This is a genomic window from Solwaraspora sp. WMMA2056 (assembly GCF_030345095.1).
Lineage (GTDB): Bacteria > Actinomycetota > Actinomycetes > Mycobacteriales > Micromonosporaceae > Micromonospora_E.
The window spans coordinates 455,407-472,273 of the sequence record NZ_CP128360.1; the positions used below are offsets into that span (position 1 = coordinate 455,407).

Below are 16,867 nucleotides of genomic sequence, written 5' to 3' on the forward strand. Positions count from 1 at the left end.
GTGAACGACGTCGCCGCGGTGCTGCTGGTCGATCCGGCGGGTGCCGTCCTGCTGCAACTGCGCGACGGCCGGGCACCCAGCCATCCGCACACCTGGTGCGTGCCCGGCGGGCACTGCGAGCCCGGCGAGACGCCCGAGCAGACCGCGCTGCGGGAGCTGTGGGAGGAGACCGGCCTGCGGCCCGAGCACGGGCTGCGGTTGTTCTGCCGCCGGGAGCTGGCCGACGACCGGACGGCGCACTACTTCTTCGGCACCACCCGGGCCCGCCAGCGCGACGTCGTGCTCGGCGAGGGCGCGGCCATGACGTTCCTGCAGCCGGCCCAGATCGTCGACGGCCGCCCGCTGTCGCCCGGCTCGGCCAGCCTGCTCGCCGAGTTCCTGGCCTCGCCGCACTACGCCTGGGGTGCCACCGGCGCCGCGTACGATTCGCCGCATGATCCGGACCGACGCCAGTTCCGCGCGCTCCACCGGGCCGACGGGTAGGTCGACGGGGACGGGTAGGCCGACGGGCAGGTCGTTCCTCAAGTGGGCGGGCGGCAAGACGCGGTACGCGGCGACCATCGTCAGCGCCGCGCCGCCGTTCACCGGCACCTACCGGGAGCCGTTCCTGGGTAGCGGCGCGGTCTTCTTCGAGCTGGCACCCGAACGGGCGGTGCTCAGCGACGCCAACCCGGAGCTGATCGTCTGCTTCCAGGTGGTGGCCGCCGACCCGGCGGCGGTGATGCGACTGCTCGACGAGCAGCCCAACACCGCCGAGCACTTCGCGGCGATGCGCCGCCGGTCGCCCGCCGACTGCTCCGACCTGGAACGCGCGGTCCGGGTCGTCTATCTGAACAAGACCGCGTTCCGGGGGCTGTGGCGGGTCAACCGACGAGGCGAGTTCAACACGCCGTACGGCGCCTACGACCGGCCGTACTACGACCGGCGGGTGCTGCTCGACGCCGCCCGCACGCTGCGCCGGGCCGAGCTGCGTACGGGCGACTTCGTCGACGAGCTCGACGCGGCACAGGCCGGCGACTGGGTGTACCTGGACCCGCCGTACGTGCCGCTCGGTGGTTGGGCCGACTTCAAGCGGTACACCTCGGCGCAGTTCGGCCCGCACGACCACGTCCGGCTGCGGGACGCGATGGTACGGGCCGCCGGACGCGGTGTCTGGTTGACGCTGACCAACAGCGACACCCCGTTCGTCCGGGATCTGTTCGGCCCGGACTTCTCGATCGCCCGGATGGCCACCCGCCGGGACATCAACCTGCAGGCGGCCAACCGGCGCAGCTGGGACCTGCTGATCACCAACTACGAGCTGCCGGTGCCGGTCGGGCCGCCGGGCTGACGTTCCGCCTGCCCGGCGGCTGTGACCAGCGGTCGCCCGTCTGGCGGGGTGCGGGTCCCGCTGTCCACCTACCCGGCGGCGACGGCGGCCCGGACCGCCGACGCGAGGGTGGTGGTGGGCCGGCCGATGAGTCGGCGCAGGTCACCGCTGTCGGTGGTCAGGTCGCCCTGGCTGATCCCGACGTCGGAGGCGGCCAGCACGGCGGCGAACTCCGCCGGCACGCCCGCGTCGGTCAGCGCCTTGGCGTACACGTCCTCAGGCAAGTCCTGGTAGTCGACCGGACGTCCGCTGGCCTGGCTGATCTCGGCAGCCAGTTCGGCGAGGGTGAACGGGTGGTCGCCGCCGAGTTCGTACACGACCCCGGCCGGGTCGGCGGCGGCCGGATCGGTCAGCACCGCGGCTGCGGCGGCGGCGAAGTCGGCGCGGGTCGCCGCGGCCACCCGGCCGTCGCCGGCGGACCCGAAGACACTGCCGGTGGCCAGCGCCTGCGGCAGTGCCGCTTCGGTGTAGTTCTCCAGGTACCAACCGTTGCGGAGCAGGACGAACGGCAGCCCACTGGCGCGGACCAGCTCCTCGGTGGCGAGGTGCTCGGCGGCCAGCGGGACGCTGCTGGTGTCGGCGCGCAGGATGCTCGTGTAGACGATCAGCTCGACCCCGGCCGAGGTGGCGGCGTCGATCACGTTGCGGTGCTGCGGTACCCGCTTGCCGACCTCGCTGCCGGAGACCAGCAGCAGCCGACGGGTGCCGGCGAGGGCCGGGCCGAGGGTCTCCGGTCGGTCGTAGTCGCCGACCCGGACCTGCACGCCCCGGGCGGCGAGGTCGGCGGCCTTGGCCGGGTCGCGGACGACGGCGACGATCTCGCCGGCCGGTACGCCGCGGTCCAGCAGGTCGGTGACGACGAGACGACCGAGATGGCCGGATGCGCCGGTGACAGTGATCATGTCTGCTCCTGGGTCTTGTGGGTGGCGACCCGGCGGGCCGCCACCCACAAGAGTGCACTAACTTTTCGAAAGTGCAACCTATCGGTGAGCGCTGTCACTGACTTCGTACCCGATCGGGGTTAACCTGGGTCCATGGCCACCCGGTCCCCGACCACGCCGCACCCCGACCACGTCGGGGCCACCACCGACGACCCGATGGCGCAACTGATCGCCGACGTGTTCGCGCGGGCCTGCCCGTCCCGGGAGACCCTGGAGCACGTTTCCAGCAAATGGGGCATCCTGGCGCTCGTCGCACTGCTGGACGGCAACTACCGCTTCAACGCGCTGCGCCGCCGGGTCGATGGCATCAGCGAGAAGATGCTGGCCCAGACCCTGCAGGCGCTGGAGCGCGACGGGATGGTCAACCGTGACGTCCAGGCCACCATCCCGCCGCGCGTCGAGTACAGCCTCACCCCGCTCGGGCAGTCCGTCGCGACCGCTCTGATGGGGCTGATCGAGCTCGTGGAAGGCGCGATGCCGACCGTACTCGCGGCCCGCGCCCGGTTCGACGCCGCCAGCTGAGGGTCTCAGCCGGCGGCCGTTCTCAGCCCGGCGGCCGGTCACCGCAGCAGGCTGCCGACCCGCTACCGCAACAGGCTGCCGACCGGTTACTGCAGCAGGCTGCCGACCGGGGACAGCAACGCCCAACCCAGGAACGCGGTGTGCCGGTCCAGCCGGATCCGCTCGCTCTCCATCGCCGCCGCATCGTCGCGCAGCGTCCACATCCGCGCGGCGTCACGCCAGGCGATGTCCCGGGTGAACTCGACCAACCGGTTCTGGTACCAGTCGTCGATGCGTCCGTTCAGCCGGTCGATGCAGATCTGCCAGGTGCTCAGATAGCTACGCCGCAGCTCGGGGATCCGGTCGAAGAAGATCTCGTTGATGTACAGGTAGTCGCGGTGCTGGGCGTCGTTCTCCGGCCCCGACCCCAACTTCGCCCAGGTGTTCAGCAACGCGAACGGCAGGTCGTAGTTGATGTGAGCGTTCACCCCGGCGGCCGCCGACGGCAACGACCGTACGCTCTCGTCCCGCAGCCGACGGAACAGGACCTGCCAGGCCGCCGGGGTGTCGGCCCGGTTGCCCCAGCAGCGCAACGCCTCGAAGTAGCGCTCGGCGAACTCGATGTCCAGCAGGGTGAGGAACTCCGGGTCGGCGAACGCGCCCGCCTCGAGTCGCTCCTGAATGGTCCGGGTGATGACCCAGTAGAGATGGTTGAAGTCGGCGACCGGGTTCTCCGGGTCGTCCGGCGTGGCCTCGGTCAGCAGCAGTTGCAGCGCGGCCAGATCCTCGACCACGCCGGCGACGTCGGTCGGCCGATGGCAGAGAATCTCCATGATCTGGTCGTGCACGTGACCCCAGCGAAGTTCCGGCATCGGACACCTCCAGTCTGCAGTGGCCCCTGTTCTTTCGAGACAGTCGATCCCTACAGTGGCAGGGCCTGCCAAGTCGCAGGTATCCGCGCAACGACGGGTGTGCACTGGCCGAACCCGGCAGACACCGACGCGGTCGCCCGGCAGACACCGTCGACCGGCCGGGTCCGGCCGGCCGGTCGGTGTCCGCCGTCAGCCGGACTGGCAGGTCTACAGTCGGGTTTCAGGCACGTGGCTGATTGCGCATGAACACCCGGGTTGCCTCGACCCGCGTCTTGACCTGCAGCTTGTTCAGAATGTTCGACACATGTACGCCCACCGTGCGTTCACTGATGAACAGCGCCTCGGCGGTGGCCCGGTTGGTCCGCCCCTCCGCCACCAGCTCCAGCACCTGCCGTTCCCGGTCGGTCAGCACCGCCAACTCGTCCGCCGTACGCGGCGACAGGGTCCGGCTGGTCCGCTCGGTCACCGACGACCGGCCGGAACGCTCGTTGCCCAGCGCGCGGGCCACCCGGTCACCGACGCTGGGCGGGCTGGTCAACCCGGCCCGTAGGGTGACCGGCTCCTGACTGTCCACCTCGGGCATCGGCTCGGACTCCCCGGGGTGCAGGGCGATCCGGGCCCGCTTCGCCAACGCCTGGATCTCCTCGGTGAACGGCCGGGCACCGAGCCGCCGGGCGGTCCGGTACGCCGACTGCAGCGCCCGGGTCGCCTCGGCGTTACGGGTACGGATCGCGTACAGCGCCTCCGCCTGCCGCAGCCGGGCGTACGCCGCCGGGTACGGGTGGCTACGCCGCTCCCACACCTGCGCGGCCCGGTCCCACAGCGCCGGATCGGACCGTCCGTCGATGCGGCTGATCTCCGCCGCGCACAGCTCCCGGTAGCCGATCACCGCGTCCCGTACCGGAGCAGCGGTGTCCGTGGTGCTGCTGCGCTCCATCCGCTCGACCACCCCGACCAGCCGCTGCACCACCTTCGGGCAGGGCGGCGCGCCGGCCGACCGGGCCTCCGCCTCCGCCCGCAGCCCGTGCCAGACCAGCGGCGCCTGCAGCCAGACGTCGTCGGATCGGCTCTCCGCCAGGTCGATCCCCTGCCCGACCGCGTCCCGGGCCTCCCGGTGCCGGCCACGCCACATCGCCAGCCCGGCCCGCAGCGTCAGCAGCGGCAGCATGTACCGGACCCCACCACCGGCGGCGAGCAGCGTCTCGATCGCCTCCAGATCGGCCTCGGCGCCGTCGAGCCGCCCGAAGCCGACATGGATCCGGCAGCGGGCGAGCAGCAGCTCGACCGCGTCCGCGCCGGACGGGCGGTGCCGCAGGGCAGCGGCGATCAGCTCCTCGGCCTCGGCCCACCGGCCCAGCCGGAACAGACCGTTCGCCGCGACCGACAGCAGCCGGGTGCCGTACGTACGGGCCAACCCCACCCGTTCGGCCCGCTCGGCACCCTGGCGGGCCACCGCGACGCCGTCCTCCAGCTCGTTCAACGGGCCGCTGAGCAACTCGGCCAGCTGCAGGTCGGCGACGGCGACGTCCTCCGGGCCGCCGAACGACTCGGCGGTACGCCGGGCCTCGCGGACCGCCTCCTTGCCGGCCGCCGGGTCGTTGAGGTACGCCTGGCTGTAGCCCAGAGTCACCCCGGCCAGCACCATCGCCGAGGCGGCGTCGGGCACCCCGGCGGCCAGGTCGAGGGCCTCACGGGCGCGCCGACCGGCGTCGGCGTACCGGCACAGCTGCAGCAGCAGGTCGGCCGAGTGCGCGGCGGCGGCGACCCGTTCACTCGGGGCGACGTCGGCGGCGGCGAGCGTCCGGTCGTACTCGCGCTCGGCGGCGGCCAGCTGCCCGACCGCCGTGAGGTACCGGGCCCGCAACGTGTACAGCCAGGACGGCGGCGGACCGAACAGGTTGGTCGCCAACTGCTCCAGCAACGCCAGGGCGCGCTCGTGCTCCCCGCTGCGGTGCGCCGCCTCCGCCGCCCGACGCCCCAGCGTGGTCACGTCGAACTCCATCAGCCAGGCGGGCGGCACCTGGTTGGCCAGGTCCACCGCGCTGGCCCAGTGCTCGAACGCCTCGGCGAAGCCGTACAGCCGCTCGGCCTCCTCGGCCGCGGCGACCACCGCCGGCAACGCCCGCGTCGTCTCGCCGGCCTCCCGCCAGTGGTACGCCAACCGGGCGTGCTGCAGGTCACCGGAGGGTACGGCGGCGAGGGTCTCGGCGTACCGGCGGTGCCAGCGGGTCCGCTCACCCGGCAGCAGCCGGGGTTGCAGCACCTCCCTGATCAGCGGATAGCGGAACCGGTAGCCGTCCGGCTCGGACAGCAGCACCCGCTGGCCGACCGCGTCCCGTACCGCCTGCAGCAACCGGTCCTCGGCCAACTGCACCACCCCGGCCAGCAGGTCGTGCGCGACCGGCTCCACACCGGCTGCGACGGCGTGGGACACCAGCTGCGCGTCGGCGGGCAGCGCGTCCACGTGGGCCAGGGTGATCTCCCGCAGCGTCTCGGAGAGCCCGACCCGGCCGTCGCGGGCGTCGCGGGCCAGCTCCTCGGCCACGAACGGCACACCGCCGCTGCGCCGCCACACCGACTCGGCGAGCTCGGGGTCGGGTGGGCCGCCGACCACCTCGGCCACCAGTTCGGCGGTCTCGGCCCGGTCCAGCGGGGTCAGCTCCAGCACGTGCACCGCCCCGGAGCGAGCCCGGGAGCGGCGGAGTTCCAGGACCATCCGACGGATCGGGTCGTCGGCCTGCAGCGTCTCGGAGCGGGCGGCGGCGAGCAGCAGCAGCCGTACGTCGCTCAACCCGGCGATCAGGTACAGCAGCAGGTGCCGGGTGGTCAGGTCGGCCCACTGCAGATCGTCGACGGCGAGGACCAGGGTGCGTCCGGCGGCGACGCCACCCAGCCCGCGGGAGACCCGCTCCAGCACCGCACCGGCCCCGTCGGGGTCGCGGGCGTCACCGTCGAGCACCGCGAGCAGGTCGCGGGCGGCGGCGCTGGCGACGGCACCGGAGTGGCCCGGCTCCGGACGGTAACGTCGCAACGCCTGGCGCAGCGGATGCAATGGCGATGAATCCCCAATGTCCAGACATGCGCCGGTAAGGACCAGTGCACCGGCGGTCCGCAACCGGTCGCTGGCCGCACTGAGCAGCCGCGTCTTGCCGATGCCGCTCTCGCCCATGACGAAGACTGCGGCCGTGTCCCCCCGCTCGACCCTACGTAACGACTCGTGCAGCACCCGCAGCTGATCCCGGCGCCCGACGAAGGGAACATCGTCGGCGCCCCAGGCCAGCGAGCTGGCTTCGCGTGACTGTGTCAATCCGATCACCGACATAAAGGGTGGGAGTATCTGACATACGTCGTTCTACAGATCCTAGGGCTGCGCCGTGCTGGGACCGTTTCAGCCATCCGTTCCATACGTCGGTCCGCACGGACCGGATCACGTCCACCTCGGAGCGGACCGAAGCACCATCACCGCGCAGGAGGCGATCATGAGGACGCTCCGTCGCAACCCCAGCCGTCGCGCCGGACTCGCCACCGTGCGGGTCGTCGCCGATGCCCACCGCTGTCCCTCCGGCGAACACCAGCGGCCCACCGCCATGGGCCCGAACTGCCCGAGCTGCACTGCTTCGGACCGGTCCACCCACCGCTACTGTGCCGACTGCGGTCGGCGACGTGTACCGCCGACCGGGTGGATCGGACCAACCGTGTGTACCCAGCGACGCACCGTCACTGTCCTCTTCGTCGACATGGTCGGCTTCACCAGGCTGTCCGCCCGGCTCGACCCTGAGGACGTCCGTCAGATACAGCTCCGCTACTTCCACGCGGTGCGGTCGGTGATCCACCGCCACGCCGGCATCGTGGAGAAGTACATCGGCGACGCGGTGATGGCCGTCTTCGGCACCGGGAGCGAACCCGGTGTCGGCGACCCTGGCGGTGCGGACGGCCCCGCCGATGAGGCAGACCCGACCGGCGCTGCGGGCGAAGCTGCCCTCCGGGCGGTCCGGGCCGCCACCGAACTGGCCGAGGCGGTACGGCGTACCGAGTTCCCGCACGGCGTACGGCCGACGCTGCGGGTCGGTGTGGCCACCGGCACCGCCGTCGTCGACCCGGCCGAGGCGGTCGACGGCGGCGTCGGTTTCCTCACTGGTGACGTGATCAACATCGCGGCCCGGCTCCAGGCACACACCGCACCCGGCACGGTGGCCGTTGCCGGCGGCACCTACCGCCTGATCCGGGCCCGGATGACCTTCCGACGGCTGGCCCCGATGTCGATAGCCGGCCGGGACGAGCCCGTCGAGGTGTGGCAACCGCTGTGCGGGGTGCCGACCGGCACCCCGCACCCGGGCCGGACGGGTCGCCCCGCCCGCGCCGACAGCTACTCAGACACCGGCCACCGAGGCGATCCAGCTTCGGCTGGCGGCAACCGATCCGTAGTTCTGGTAGGTCGAACCGTTGCCCGTCGAGCAGACGCCGACCTGCTGTCCGTTGTAGAACTGCGGACCGCCGGAATCGCCCCGCCAGGCGACGCCGTTGACCCCGGTGCTGCGGATCGCCGGGCCGCCGTACGCGTCACTGGCGCCGTTCGTGGTGGTCCGGACCGACGCGGTCTTGAGCTGCGGCGACGCGTCGCAGGTGCTGCAGGTCCGACCCCAGCCGAAGATCGTGTTCGTCGATCCGACCGGCGGGTTGCTCGAAGCCAGCGTGACGTAGGTGGTGGAGACCGACGAGCTCAGGTAGAGCAGGCCGAGGTCGTAGCGGCTGTACGTGGCACTGACCGAGCGGGTCGTGCCGCCGGAGGAACGGTAGACACTGCCCACCCGTACGGACATCGTGCCGCCGATGCAGTGCCGCGCGGTCAGCACCCAGCGCGGCGCGATGATCGAGCCCGAGCAGGCAAACGAGCCGTTCTGGAAAACGGCCGCCGCCCAGGGCGCCGAGGAAACGGTACTGCCGCCAATGATCGGCTCTGGCGCCGCAGCCGCTGCGGACGGCGCGACGAATACGCCGACGAGAGCTGTCGCGGCGATCGCCAAGGTGAGTCGGATACGCAAGTCTGGCTCCTTACCGAGGGGTGAACCCGTTTCCGGGTCGGCCGGGCCGAGGCGTCCTGCTGCGGGTCACGCCGCAGGAACGCCCGTGGTGTGCGGCACCGGGCAGGTGCCACGCCAGCGCGCCGATCGCACGCTGGTGAGGCCAGAGGCTAGGGGCAACAGGTTTCACGAACAAGCATCAGTGACAATTATTTCTGATAGCGTGCGACAATCACCTGGCGCACGTAGATGATATGACGTCGGCAATATGTATTGTCGCCTATGATCGCGTTGCGGCAGCCGTGCGGCCCGGCAGGGCCCGCACTCCGCCAGCCAGCGGTACGCACCGCGTTGTGACCCGTCACACCGTTGGACGCATCGGGAATGCCGGGCAGGTCGGCCACCTTGACACCGGGTGCTGCGCGGCAGTCCCGCAGCACCCGTACGTACCCGGGCCGGTCGGCCCGCACCGGCACGCGCGCGACGACGCGCCCCTCGCGGAAGAGGCACCATGACAGCGCTCGCCCAACGCCCGGACGCGCCGGCTCCCGCCACCGCGTCGACTCCTGCGGCGGGGCCGACCCCAGGTGAGCTGCTCACCACGTGGCAACGGGTCCGGTTGATCCTGGTGCTCGGCACGCTCATCGCGGTCGGCCCGCTGACGATCGACATGTACCTGCCCGCGCTGCCGGCGATCGGTGACGACCTCCAGACGACCGCCGCCGGGGTCCAGTTGACCCTGACCGGCACCCTTGCCGGACTCGCCGTCGGGCAGCTCATCATTGGCCCGCTCTCCGACGTGTGGGGCCGGCGGCGACCGTTGCTCGCCGGAACCGCACTACACGTACTCGCGTCGGTACTCTGCGTCGTAGCGCCCAACATCGCGGTGCTCGGCGGCCTCCGGGTGGTGCAGGGCTTCGGCGCCGCAGCAGCGTCGGTGATCGCGATGGCGGTCGTCCGTGACCTGTTCACCGGCATCGCGTTCGCCCGGGTGTTGTCCCGGCTGCTGCTGGTGATGGGGGTGGCGCCGGTGCTCGCGCCCACGCTCGGCAGCGCCCTGCTGAACTGGACCCAGTGGCGCGGGGTGTTCGCCGCGCTCGCCGTACTGGGGGTCGCGCTGTTCGCGGTGACCATGTTCGGCCTGCCGGAGACGCTCCCGCCGCACCACCGTCGCCCAGCGCGGGTGCTGGACACCCTGCGCGTGTACGGCAGCCTGCTGCGCGACCGGGTCTTCGTCGGCCTCGTGCTGGTCGCCGGCTTCGCCATGGCGGCACTTTTCGCGTACGTCGCCGGCTCGTCGTTCGTGCTGCAGGACCAGTACGGGCTGGACGAGCAGCAGTTCGGCATCGCCTTCGGGGCCGGCGCGATCGGCATGATCACCGCAACCCAACTGAACGTCCGACTCCTGCGCCGCTACTCCCCGCAGCAGATCCTGCTGACCTCCCTGATCGCCGCCCTGACGTGCGGCATCGTGCTCCTCGGCTTCGCCGTCACCAATTTCGGCGGACTCGCCGGGGTGCTGATCCCGCTCTGGGCCGTGCTCGCCGCCACCGGCTTCGCCCTGCCGAACGCACCGGCCCTGGCCCTCGCGGGCCACGGCGAAGCCGCCGGCACCGCCTCCGCGCTGCTCGGCGCCGTACAGTTCGGGGTCGGCGCACTCGCCGCACCGGCCGTGGGCATGCTCGGCACGGGCAGCAGCGCGATGGCGACGGTGATCGCCGGCGGCATGCTGGCTGCGGTCGTCGTGCTGGTGGTCGTCGTACGGCCGGGCAGGTTGCCGGTCCCGGACCGGAAGGGGTCGATCCCGCTGGCGGCGCACTGACCGATCCCTGAGTCGCATCCCGGGATCCCTCGGGCGATACGACCCGGGGCAGGGTGCTTTGCCCCGGCAGCACCCCGCCCTGTATCCTCGGTCGGCGGTGGTCTGCAGCGGCCGCCGAGGAGACTTCGCCTAGTCTGGTCTATGGCGCCGCACTGCTAATGCGGTTGGGGTCTTACCGCCCCTCCCGGGTTCGAATCCCGGAGTCTCCGCGCTTCGGCAGGGTGTGTATGCTTGCCGGGCAGCCTGCGCCCGTAGCTCAACGGATAGAGCATCTGACTACGGATCAGAAGGTTAGGGGTTCGAGTCCCTTCGGGCGCGCAAGATCAACAGGGACCTGACCTGCCGAAACGGCAGCCAGGCCCCTTCGCTTTTCCATCCCCTGTGGTCGGTTGGGTGCTCGGTGGGTGCTCGTACGACGAGCATCCCTCACGTCCCGGCCCGTCCAGCGGCGACCCGTCCTGTCCCGATGGGTTTTGATCATGGTTACCCGCGCCGGGCCGAAAATCCAGATAGTGGGACGCGCTTCCATGGTGAGGTGCTGCTCTCCCCGACCGGATTCGCGGTGCTGGAGGCGCAGCCGACGAAACCTACCGCCGGCGGATCGTCCGACAGCTCAACAAGGGCGAAAACCTGCACGCCCTGCGTCGCCCCCTCGGGTACGCCGGCGAGGGTTGGCTGCGGCGTCGGCGCCACGAGCAGGAGATCAATCGTCGACATCGACGGCAAGCTCGCCCGGCTCGACACCGAAGGCAGTTCACCCTCCCCCTGCCGAGGGCTGATCGCGACCGGGTCCGGCCCAGTCGGGGCGGGGCAGGGGGACCGATTCCAGGGCATCGGGCCTCAGGGCGAAGCTGAGTAGGGTGTGGCGGTGCCGCAGCATCGCGGCAGTGGCGCTGATGCTGTTGCACTCGGCTGTGACATATAGGATCGCGAGCATCAGGGTGTTGTACAACTGGCTGGTTTCTGCAAATGCCTGAGCAGCTTCCTCGTAGCGGTTCACGGCAGACCAGGCGTGGCCCAGCGACCACACAGACTGGGCGAGATCCTCGGCCAGTAGCCGCGCGACCCATCCCGCTCCGGTGCGGGGCGACAGCCCACTCGCCCCGGTCGGGGTGGGATACCCGGGGCCGGGCAAGGGGTGCCGCCGGCTGAGTTCGCGTCGGATGGAGACCGCCTCTTGGATCGCCGTGACAGCCGACTCGCGGGCCCCGGTGAGGAGCAGGCAGTCGCCCCAGACCGACACGGCGTGGCCGAGTGCTCGGCGCGACGCGAGATCGCCAGGCTCGGAGCAGTGCCGAAGCTGTTCGACGAGCTCGGCGGCCTCGGGCAGGACGTCCCGAGCTCCACCCTGCGCCGCCCGGCGTACCAGACCGCGCAACCTGTCAGTGGCGATGCGCGCGGTCTGGTCGGCCCGGGCCGCCGGGCCGGCAGTGGCGGCTAGGTCGAGCAGGCGGGAATCGGTGGGGTGGCCGGCGGAGAAGGGCCAGCGCCCGTTGAGGAAAGCGGCGGTGTCGGGATCTCCGGCTCGGAGCACTGTCTCGACGACTGCGGCCCGCAACATGGGCTGGTCGAGTTGATCGGCGACCCACATGCCGACCGATGCCAGTCCGGCCGCGTCGGTGCTCAGGAACTCGGTTACGTACCGAAGCAGGTGCGGATGACGTGGCGCGGCACGGCCGAGAACCAGCAACGTCCGCAACGCCTGGGTTGGGGAGAGCAGCGGCCAGGCGGGCGTTGCCAGGCCGGGCTGGCTCGCAAGCACCATCGCGACAAGTTCCTCGCCGACCAGGTCGGGACGCAGGGCACTGGGCGCGATCTGACCTTCCGCCCCGCCTGCGGGTGGCTGCATGTGCCTTACCCAGCGCAGGTAACGGTCAATGACATGGCCGCGCTCACCACGCATGGTAGGCAGGGCCGCGAGGACCGCCTCTGCCTCGTCTGGGTGCTCGCCCCCGAACAGGGTCGCCGCGCAGACCACGGCGTCGAGGCGGTCGATGTATGGGTCGGGAAGTTCGAAGGGCTGCGCGCTACGACGCCAGTAGCGGCGCTCGTGTGCCAGCATATGGCGGACCGTGTCGCGATCCGCTCGGGATGTGCTCGGCCCACCGTCGCCAAGGGACCGGATCGGGTACACGTTGTCGAGCAGGCCGTTCAACGCGGTGGTGTGGAGCGCGAGCATGCTCTCGGCTTGGGCGAGGACGTTCTGGTGCGTGGCGTTCCAGATCCTTAGTGCCTCGGATTCAGGTACCTGCAGGTGGGCGGCGAGGGCCAGGAGCGCGCGCCGGAGTTCCTGGCGGGGATCTCGGGTGAGCGCCTCCGGTGGGCCCAGCGTGATCGTCTCGACCTCAGACAGGGTGACCGGGCCCTGCTCGGCATACGACAGCGTCTCCAGCCACAGTCCGGGCGATCTTGCCACCATCAGCACGCGTGTGCTCGACGACCGCGGGGCACGGCCGGCCAGGGCGGCCAGCATGGAACCCACCCGAACGGCCTCGCCCTCGGCGTTGTCCACGACGATCAGCAGACGGCCGTGTAGTTCACGCAGGCGTCGCACGTCCTCGTCGTCAGCGGCGGGATGCAGGAAGCCGGCCACCCAGCCCGCCCGACTCATCGACTCCGCGAACTGCCGTGCCAGCCGGCTCTTGCCTTGGCCGGCGGGGCCGGTGACCAGGCAGACGGCGGTGTCAGTTCCCGTGGTGGCCCAGCTGTGCAACCGCCTCAGCTCGTCGACCCGCCCGTGGAACGGCACAGCCGCTCGCTCCGGCCGTAACAGCACGCTGGGCGGCTCCTCCTCGTCCGGGCCGGGTGGTGGCGTGAACACACGGTGTGCGGTGAGTGCCGGCGCCACCTGCCAGAGCTTGCCGACCAGGTACGGCAGGTCCGGATCGATGTGCCGGCTGCGCAGATACACCGCCTGGCAGTCCGCGAGTCCGGCGATGTCCCCAGGCAGGGCGTCTGCGGCAGGACGTTGCGTGTCGTCCAGCAGCACCGGGATCACCGGTATCCTGGCCTTCAGCGCGGTCGCGATCTCCGCTCGGACCCAGTCGCCGTCCTGGTCGATCAGTCGCCGGCCGTCCTCGCCCCGGCGTAGCCAGTCAGGGCCGATGACGGCGAGCAGCACGCAACTCTGGTCCAGCGCGGCTCGCAGAACTTCGGGAAACGTCGCGCCGGGCGGGATGCTCCGGCTTGAGCGGAACACGTGCTCGTCGCCGAAGATCCGGGTGAGTTCCCCATCGAGTAGCGCGGCAGGATATCCGCCGTCCCTGCTCCGGAAGTTGAGGAAGATGCCGTGCCGCTTAACGGTCATCCGTAGCTGGGCCCACGCAAGGCGACGACCAGTCTGTGCTGGATCGCGGACACGGGCTCGCGCGCATGCCAGCGGTTGATGGTACGGGCGAAGGCGTGCAGGTCGGTCCGTATGGTCGCGGAGCTCACGCGCATCACATCAGCGAGCACATCGTCGATGATGGCGCATGAATGCTCGACGTTGCCAGCCGCGGCGTGGGCGAGCGCCCGCCGTACGGCGAACCGGGCCCGGGCACGGGGCGACGTGTCCGGGATCCGCGCCACCTCCCGATCCAGCAGCTTCGTCGCCTCATCCAACGCGCCGAGGTCGTACATACACCAACCGGCGACGAGATCGGTCAGGTTGATGGACGTGCTCGGACCAAGGGCCTGCTCGCACGGCGCGGCGTCGACCGAAACCTGATCCGCAACCGCGAAGGCGCGGTCCAGCGCGCGCAGGCAACTGGACCGGTCGCCGGCCAGCGCCTGCCCCTGCGCCTCGCGCTGCGCCGCCAGCCATCTAATCCGTGGCGACATCCCGGAGCTGTGGTAGGCCCGTTGAGCGAGTTGGATGGTCTGTGCCGCGTTCCCACGGTAGAGCGCCATGAGACCCCTTCGTACCAGTGCGTATGCGGACAACTCCCGATCACCGGTAGACAGCGCCAGGTCGACCGCATGATCGGTCCACCACAACGCGGCCCGGTCATCACCTGCCTCCTGGGTCATCCAACCGACCATCTCCGCGACCCTGGAGGCGAGTAGCACCAGGTGGCGCCGGTCCCGGTCGGCGGCAGTGGAGGCGGTGGCACGGACGGTGTGTAGATGGGCAAGTGCGATCGGCAGCACCACGGACGGGTTGGCCGCCCGAGCAAGCTTACGGATGCCGGCGAACAGGGCCGACAGATCCGCCGGCGCGGCGGCGTGCGCAACCGGGGACGACCAGCCCAGCATGCCCGGGTCGTCAAGGAACTCGCTGCCCAGCCGGCCCGGCGCGAGGAAGTGGCCCGATCCGTCGGCGCGCAGGCGGATGACCCAGTCGCTCTCTGCGGCGTGTACCCGATGGTGCGGGTCGTCGTGGTCACTCGTTGGAACACCTCCGGTATCCGCAGCCACCGTTGGGCCGGCAGGATATCCAAACGGGTCGGCGGAACGACGACCTGCACGCGCTGGCGAGGGGGCGGGTACCAGCGGGGTAAGGGCATCGGAGGCATCCAACGCCGTCTCGCAGCGCCGCGCCAACGCGACACTCGGGGGTTTGTCGTCCCGTTCGACCTTGCTCAGGTAGCCCTTGCTGTAGTGGACCCGGTCGGCTAGCTCGGTCAAGGAAAGGCCCGACGCCAGGCGAAGACGCCGCAGCTCCGCGCCAAAGGATGTAGTCCGCACGTCCCTCTCCGGCCTCGGCGGTTTCACGTTGCCTATTCCTCAGGGTAGCGGGCAACGTTGGAACGTGTGCCGGGCTCGTGTCCATACTGAACCTGGCCGAAGGGCGTGGCCAGGATCAGCCACCCCGGCATCCACATGAGAAGGGAGCGGAGAAATCATCCCTTTCATCCTGCTGGGCGGCGTCGTGATTTCCGCATTTGTCGCTTGGCGGCTACGGCGCAAGAAATTCCGAATCGCCGTCCTGGGTGCGAGATACACCGGAAAGACCACCCTCATCAACTCCTGGCGCGGAGAGTGGGTGGCGGACGAGCATGATCCCGGACGCACGCATGCGCCAGACTTCTACTTGAGGTCCCCCCGCTTTCGTGGAGCGGTGGTTACCTGACGCCGGTCGGCGCCGGGATGGTTCCGTTCGAGTCTGGCTGATCGATTCGTGTCGACGCCCAGGCGGTCTCGTACTCGTCCGGGCTGAGGTAGCCGAGGTCACGCTGGATCCGACGAGGGTTGTACCACCCGTCGATGTAGGTGAAGATCGCGTTCTCGGCCTCGTCGCGGGTCCGCCACGACGTCCGGTACACCAACTCGGTCTTCAACGTCGAGAAGAAGTTCTCCATCAGAGCGTTGTCATAACTATCCCCAGTGGAACCCATCGACGGCAGAATCCCGTTGTCCGCCAACCGTTGCCCGAACCGGAACGACGTATAGTTCGACCCCTTGTCGCTGTGGTGGATCAACTCCTGATCCCGCACATCCCGCGACCAGATCCCGTACTCCAACGCGCCGAGGATCAGGTCGGTGTCGCACCGATCGGAGGTCTTCCACCCCACGATCCGGTTCGAGAACGCGTCCCGGACCGCCGCCAGCCAGAACACACCCTGACCGCACGGGATCCGGGTCGCGTCGGCAACCCACAACCGGTTCGGCGCCGACGCGGTGAAGTCCCGGTTGACCAGGTCCGGTGCCGGAGTGTGCCGCGGGTCCTGCTTCGTGGACCCGCCCCGCCAGCCACGTCGCAGGAACGCCCCCTGCCAACCCTGGCCGGCCATCAGCCGCTCCACCCGCTTACGGCCGACCCGGACACCGTCCCGCGCCAACCGCCGATGCACCCGGTCCGCGCCATAGGTGTGCCCCGACGCGACCCAGATCTCGTGGATGTTGGACAACAACGCCCGGTCGACCTCAGCCCGATCACACGGCCGGACCGTCTTGTCGCGCCAGCCGTAGTACGTCGACGCGGTGATGTTCAGGACCCGTAGCAGGAGCGCGACCGCGTAACGGCCACGATGTTCGTCAACGAACCTCATGACCGACGCCGGGTCGGGTCGAGCTCCTGGGCGAAATACACCGACGCGGCCTTCAAGATCTCGTTCGCCCTGCGCAACTCGGTGTTCTCCCGCCGCAACCGCCGGTTCTCCTCAACCATGTCCGTCGTCGGCCGATCACCGCGCTGACCCTGGTCGGCCTCGTCCTGACGGATCCAGTTGCGCAGCGCCTCGTGATGCACGCCGAGCTGGTCAGCCAGCCGACGGATCACCGGCTTCGGATCCGACTCCCGATACAACCGGACAGCACGAGCACGCAGCTCATCGGGGTACTTCTTCGGTGCTGGCACGAATGCCTCCTCCCATGGCCATCAGACCACGATCAGAAGCTCCGTGAAACCGGGGGGACCT

Annotated in this window: 12 protein-coding genes, 2 tRNA genes and 2 pseudogenes; 8 read left to right on the forward strand and 8 right to left on the reverse strand. The window is 70.4% G+C overall.

What is annotated here, in order from left to right:
• Complete coding sequence (locus O7608_RS02260) at positions 1 to 483, forward strand: NUDIX domain-containing protein (RefSeq protein WP_289208407.1); 483 nt, start codon at positions 1 to 3, stop codon at positions 481 to 483.
• Positions 434 to 1,330, forward strand: coding sequence for a DNA adenine methylase (locus tag O7608_RS02265; RefSeq protein ID WP_289208408.1), 897 nt, complete (start codon positions 434 to 436; stop codon positions 1,328 to 1,330). The genes O7608_RS02260 and O7608_RS02265 overlap by 50 nt, the downstream gene beginning before the upstream one ends.
• 68 nt (positions 1,331 to 1,398) lie before the next feature.
• Here the strand turns inward: O7608_RS02265 and O7608_RS02270 are convergent, their stop codons facing one another.
• Complete coding sequence (locus O7608_RS02270; protein WP_289208409.1) at positions 1,399 to 2,271, reverse strand: SDR family oxidoreductase; 873 nt, start codon at positions 2,269 to 2,271, stop codon at positions 1,399 to 1,401.
• Between the two features lie 132 nt (positions 2,272 to 2,403).
• Between O7608_RS02270 and O7608_RS02275 the strand changes: the two genes are divergently transcribed.
• The gene (locus tag O7608_RS02275; protein ID WP_289208410.1) at positions 2,404 to 2,832 is read left to right on the forward strand and encodes a winged helix-turn-helix transcriptional regulator; all 429 of its coding nucleotides are present in this window, start codon (positions 2,404 to 2,406) and stop codon (positions 2,830 to 2,832) included.
• Between the two features lie 86 nt (positions 2,833 to 2,918).
• Here the strand turns inward: O7608_RS02275 and O7608_RS02280 are convergent, their stop codons facing one another.
• Both O7608_RS02280 and O7608_RS02285 read right to left on the reverse strand, forming a co-directional pair.
• Positions 2,919 to 3,683 (reverse strand): DUF5995 family protein, encoded by a 765-nt coding sequence (locus tag O7608_RS02280; RefSeq protein WP_289208411.1) that lies wholly within the window; start codon positions 3,681 to 3,683, stop codon positions 2,919 to 2,921.
• A 220-nt stretch (positions 3,684 to 3,903) separates the two neighbouring features.
• On the reverse strand, positions 3,904 to 6,999 hold the full coding sequence (locus tag O7608_RS02285) for a helix-turn-helix transcriptional regulator (protein WP_289208412.1): 3,096 nt from the start codon (positions 6,997 to 6,999) through the stop codon (positions 3,904 to 3,906).
• Between the two features lie 421 nt (positions 7,000 to 7,420).
• Here O7608_RS02285 and O7608_RS31900 point away from each other — a divergent pair.
• A pseudogene (locus tag O7608_RS31900) lies at positions 7,421 to 7,906 on the forward strand (adenylate/guanylate cyclase domain-containing protein); the annotation flags it as partial.
• 147 nt (positions 7,907 to 8,053) lie between these two features.
• Here the strand turns inward: O7608_RS31900 and O7608_RS02290 are convergent.
• The gene (locus O7608_RS02290; RefSeq protein WP_289208413.1) at positions 8,054 to 8,725 is read right to left on the reverse strand and encodes a S1 family peptidase; all 672 of its coding nucleotides are present in this window, start codon (positions 8,723 to 8,725) and stop codon (positions 8,054 to 8,056) included.
• A 490-nt stretch (positions 8,726 to 9,215) separates the two neighbouring features.
• Here O7608_RS02290 and O7608_RS02295 point away from each other — a divergent pair, with 490 nt between their 5' ends.
• The 4 genes and pseudogenes from O7608_RS02295 to O7608_RS31905 all read left to right on the forward strand — a co-directional run.
• Positions 9,216 to 10,526: a multidrug effflux MFS transporter gene (locus O7608_RS02295; protein WP_289208414.1), complete on the forward strand. Its 1,311-nt coding sequence runs from the start codon at positions 9,216 to 9,218 to the stop codon at positions 10,524 to 10,526.
• Between the two features lie 118 nt (positions 10,527 to 10,644).
• Positions 10,645 to 10,735, forward strand: a tRNA-Ser gene (locus O7608_RS02300).
• A gap of 36 nt (positions 10,736 to 10,771) precedes the next feature.
• Positions 10,772 to 10,844 (forward strand) — tRNA-Arg (locus tag O7608_RS02305).
• Positions 10,845 to 11,096: 252 nt separating this feature from the next.
• A pseudogene (locus O7608_RS31905) lies at positions 11,097 to 11,228 on the forward strand (Tn3 family transposase); the annotation flags it as partial.
• A 52-nt stretch (positions 11,229 to 11,280) separates the two neighbouring features.
• On the opposite strand, the gene O7608_RS02315 reads toward O7608_RS31905, so the two are convergent.
• The 4 genes from O7608_RS02315 to O7608_RS02330 form a co-directional block, all read right to left on the reverse strand.
• Positions 11,281 to 13,833, reverse strand: coding sequence for a P-loop NTPase (locus tag O7608_RS02315; RefSeq protein ID WP_289208415.1), 2,553 nt, complete (start codon positions 13,831 to 13,833; stop codon positions 11,281 to 11,283).
• Positions 13,830 to 15,194: a helix-turn-helix domain-containing protein gene (locus tag O7608_RS02320; protein ID WP_289208416.1), complete on the reverse strand. Its 1,365-nt coding sequence runs from the start codon at positions 15,192 to 15,194 to the stop codon at positions 13,830 to 13,832. The genes O7608_RS02315 and O7608_RS02320 overlap by 4 nt, the downstream gene beginning before the upstream one ends.
• A gap of 377 nt (positions 15,195 to 15,571) precedes the next feature.
• Positions 15,572 to 16,498, reverse strand: a complete 927-nt coding sequence (locus O7608_RS02325; RefSeq protein WP_289207450.1) for an IS3 family transposase — start codon at positions 16,496 to 16,498, stop codon at positions 15,572 to 15,574.
• Positions 16,495 to 16,806 (reverse strand): transposase, encoded by a 312-nt coding sequence (locus O7608_RS02330; RefSeq protein WP_289207449.1) that lies wholly within the window; start codon positions 16,804 to 16,806, stop codon positions 16,495 to 16,497. The genes O7608_RS02325 and O7608_RS02330 overlap by 4 nt, the downstream gene beginning before the upstream one ends.
• Between the last annotated feature and the right edge of the window lie 61 nt (positions 16,807 to 16,867).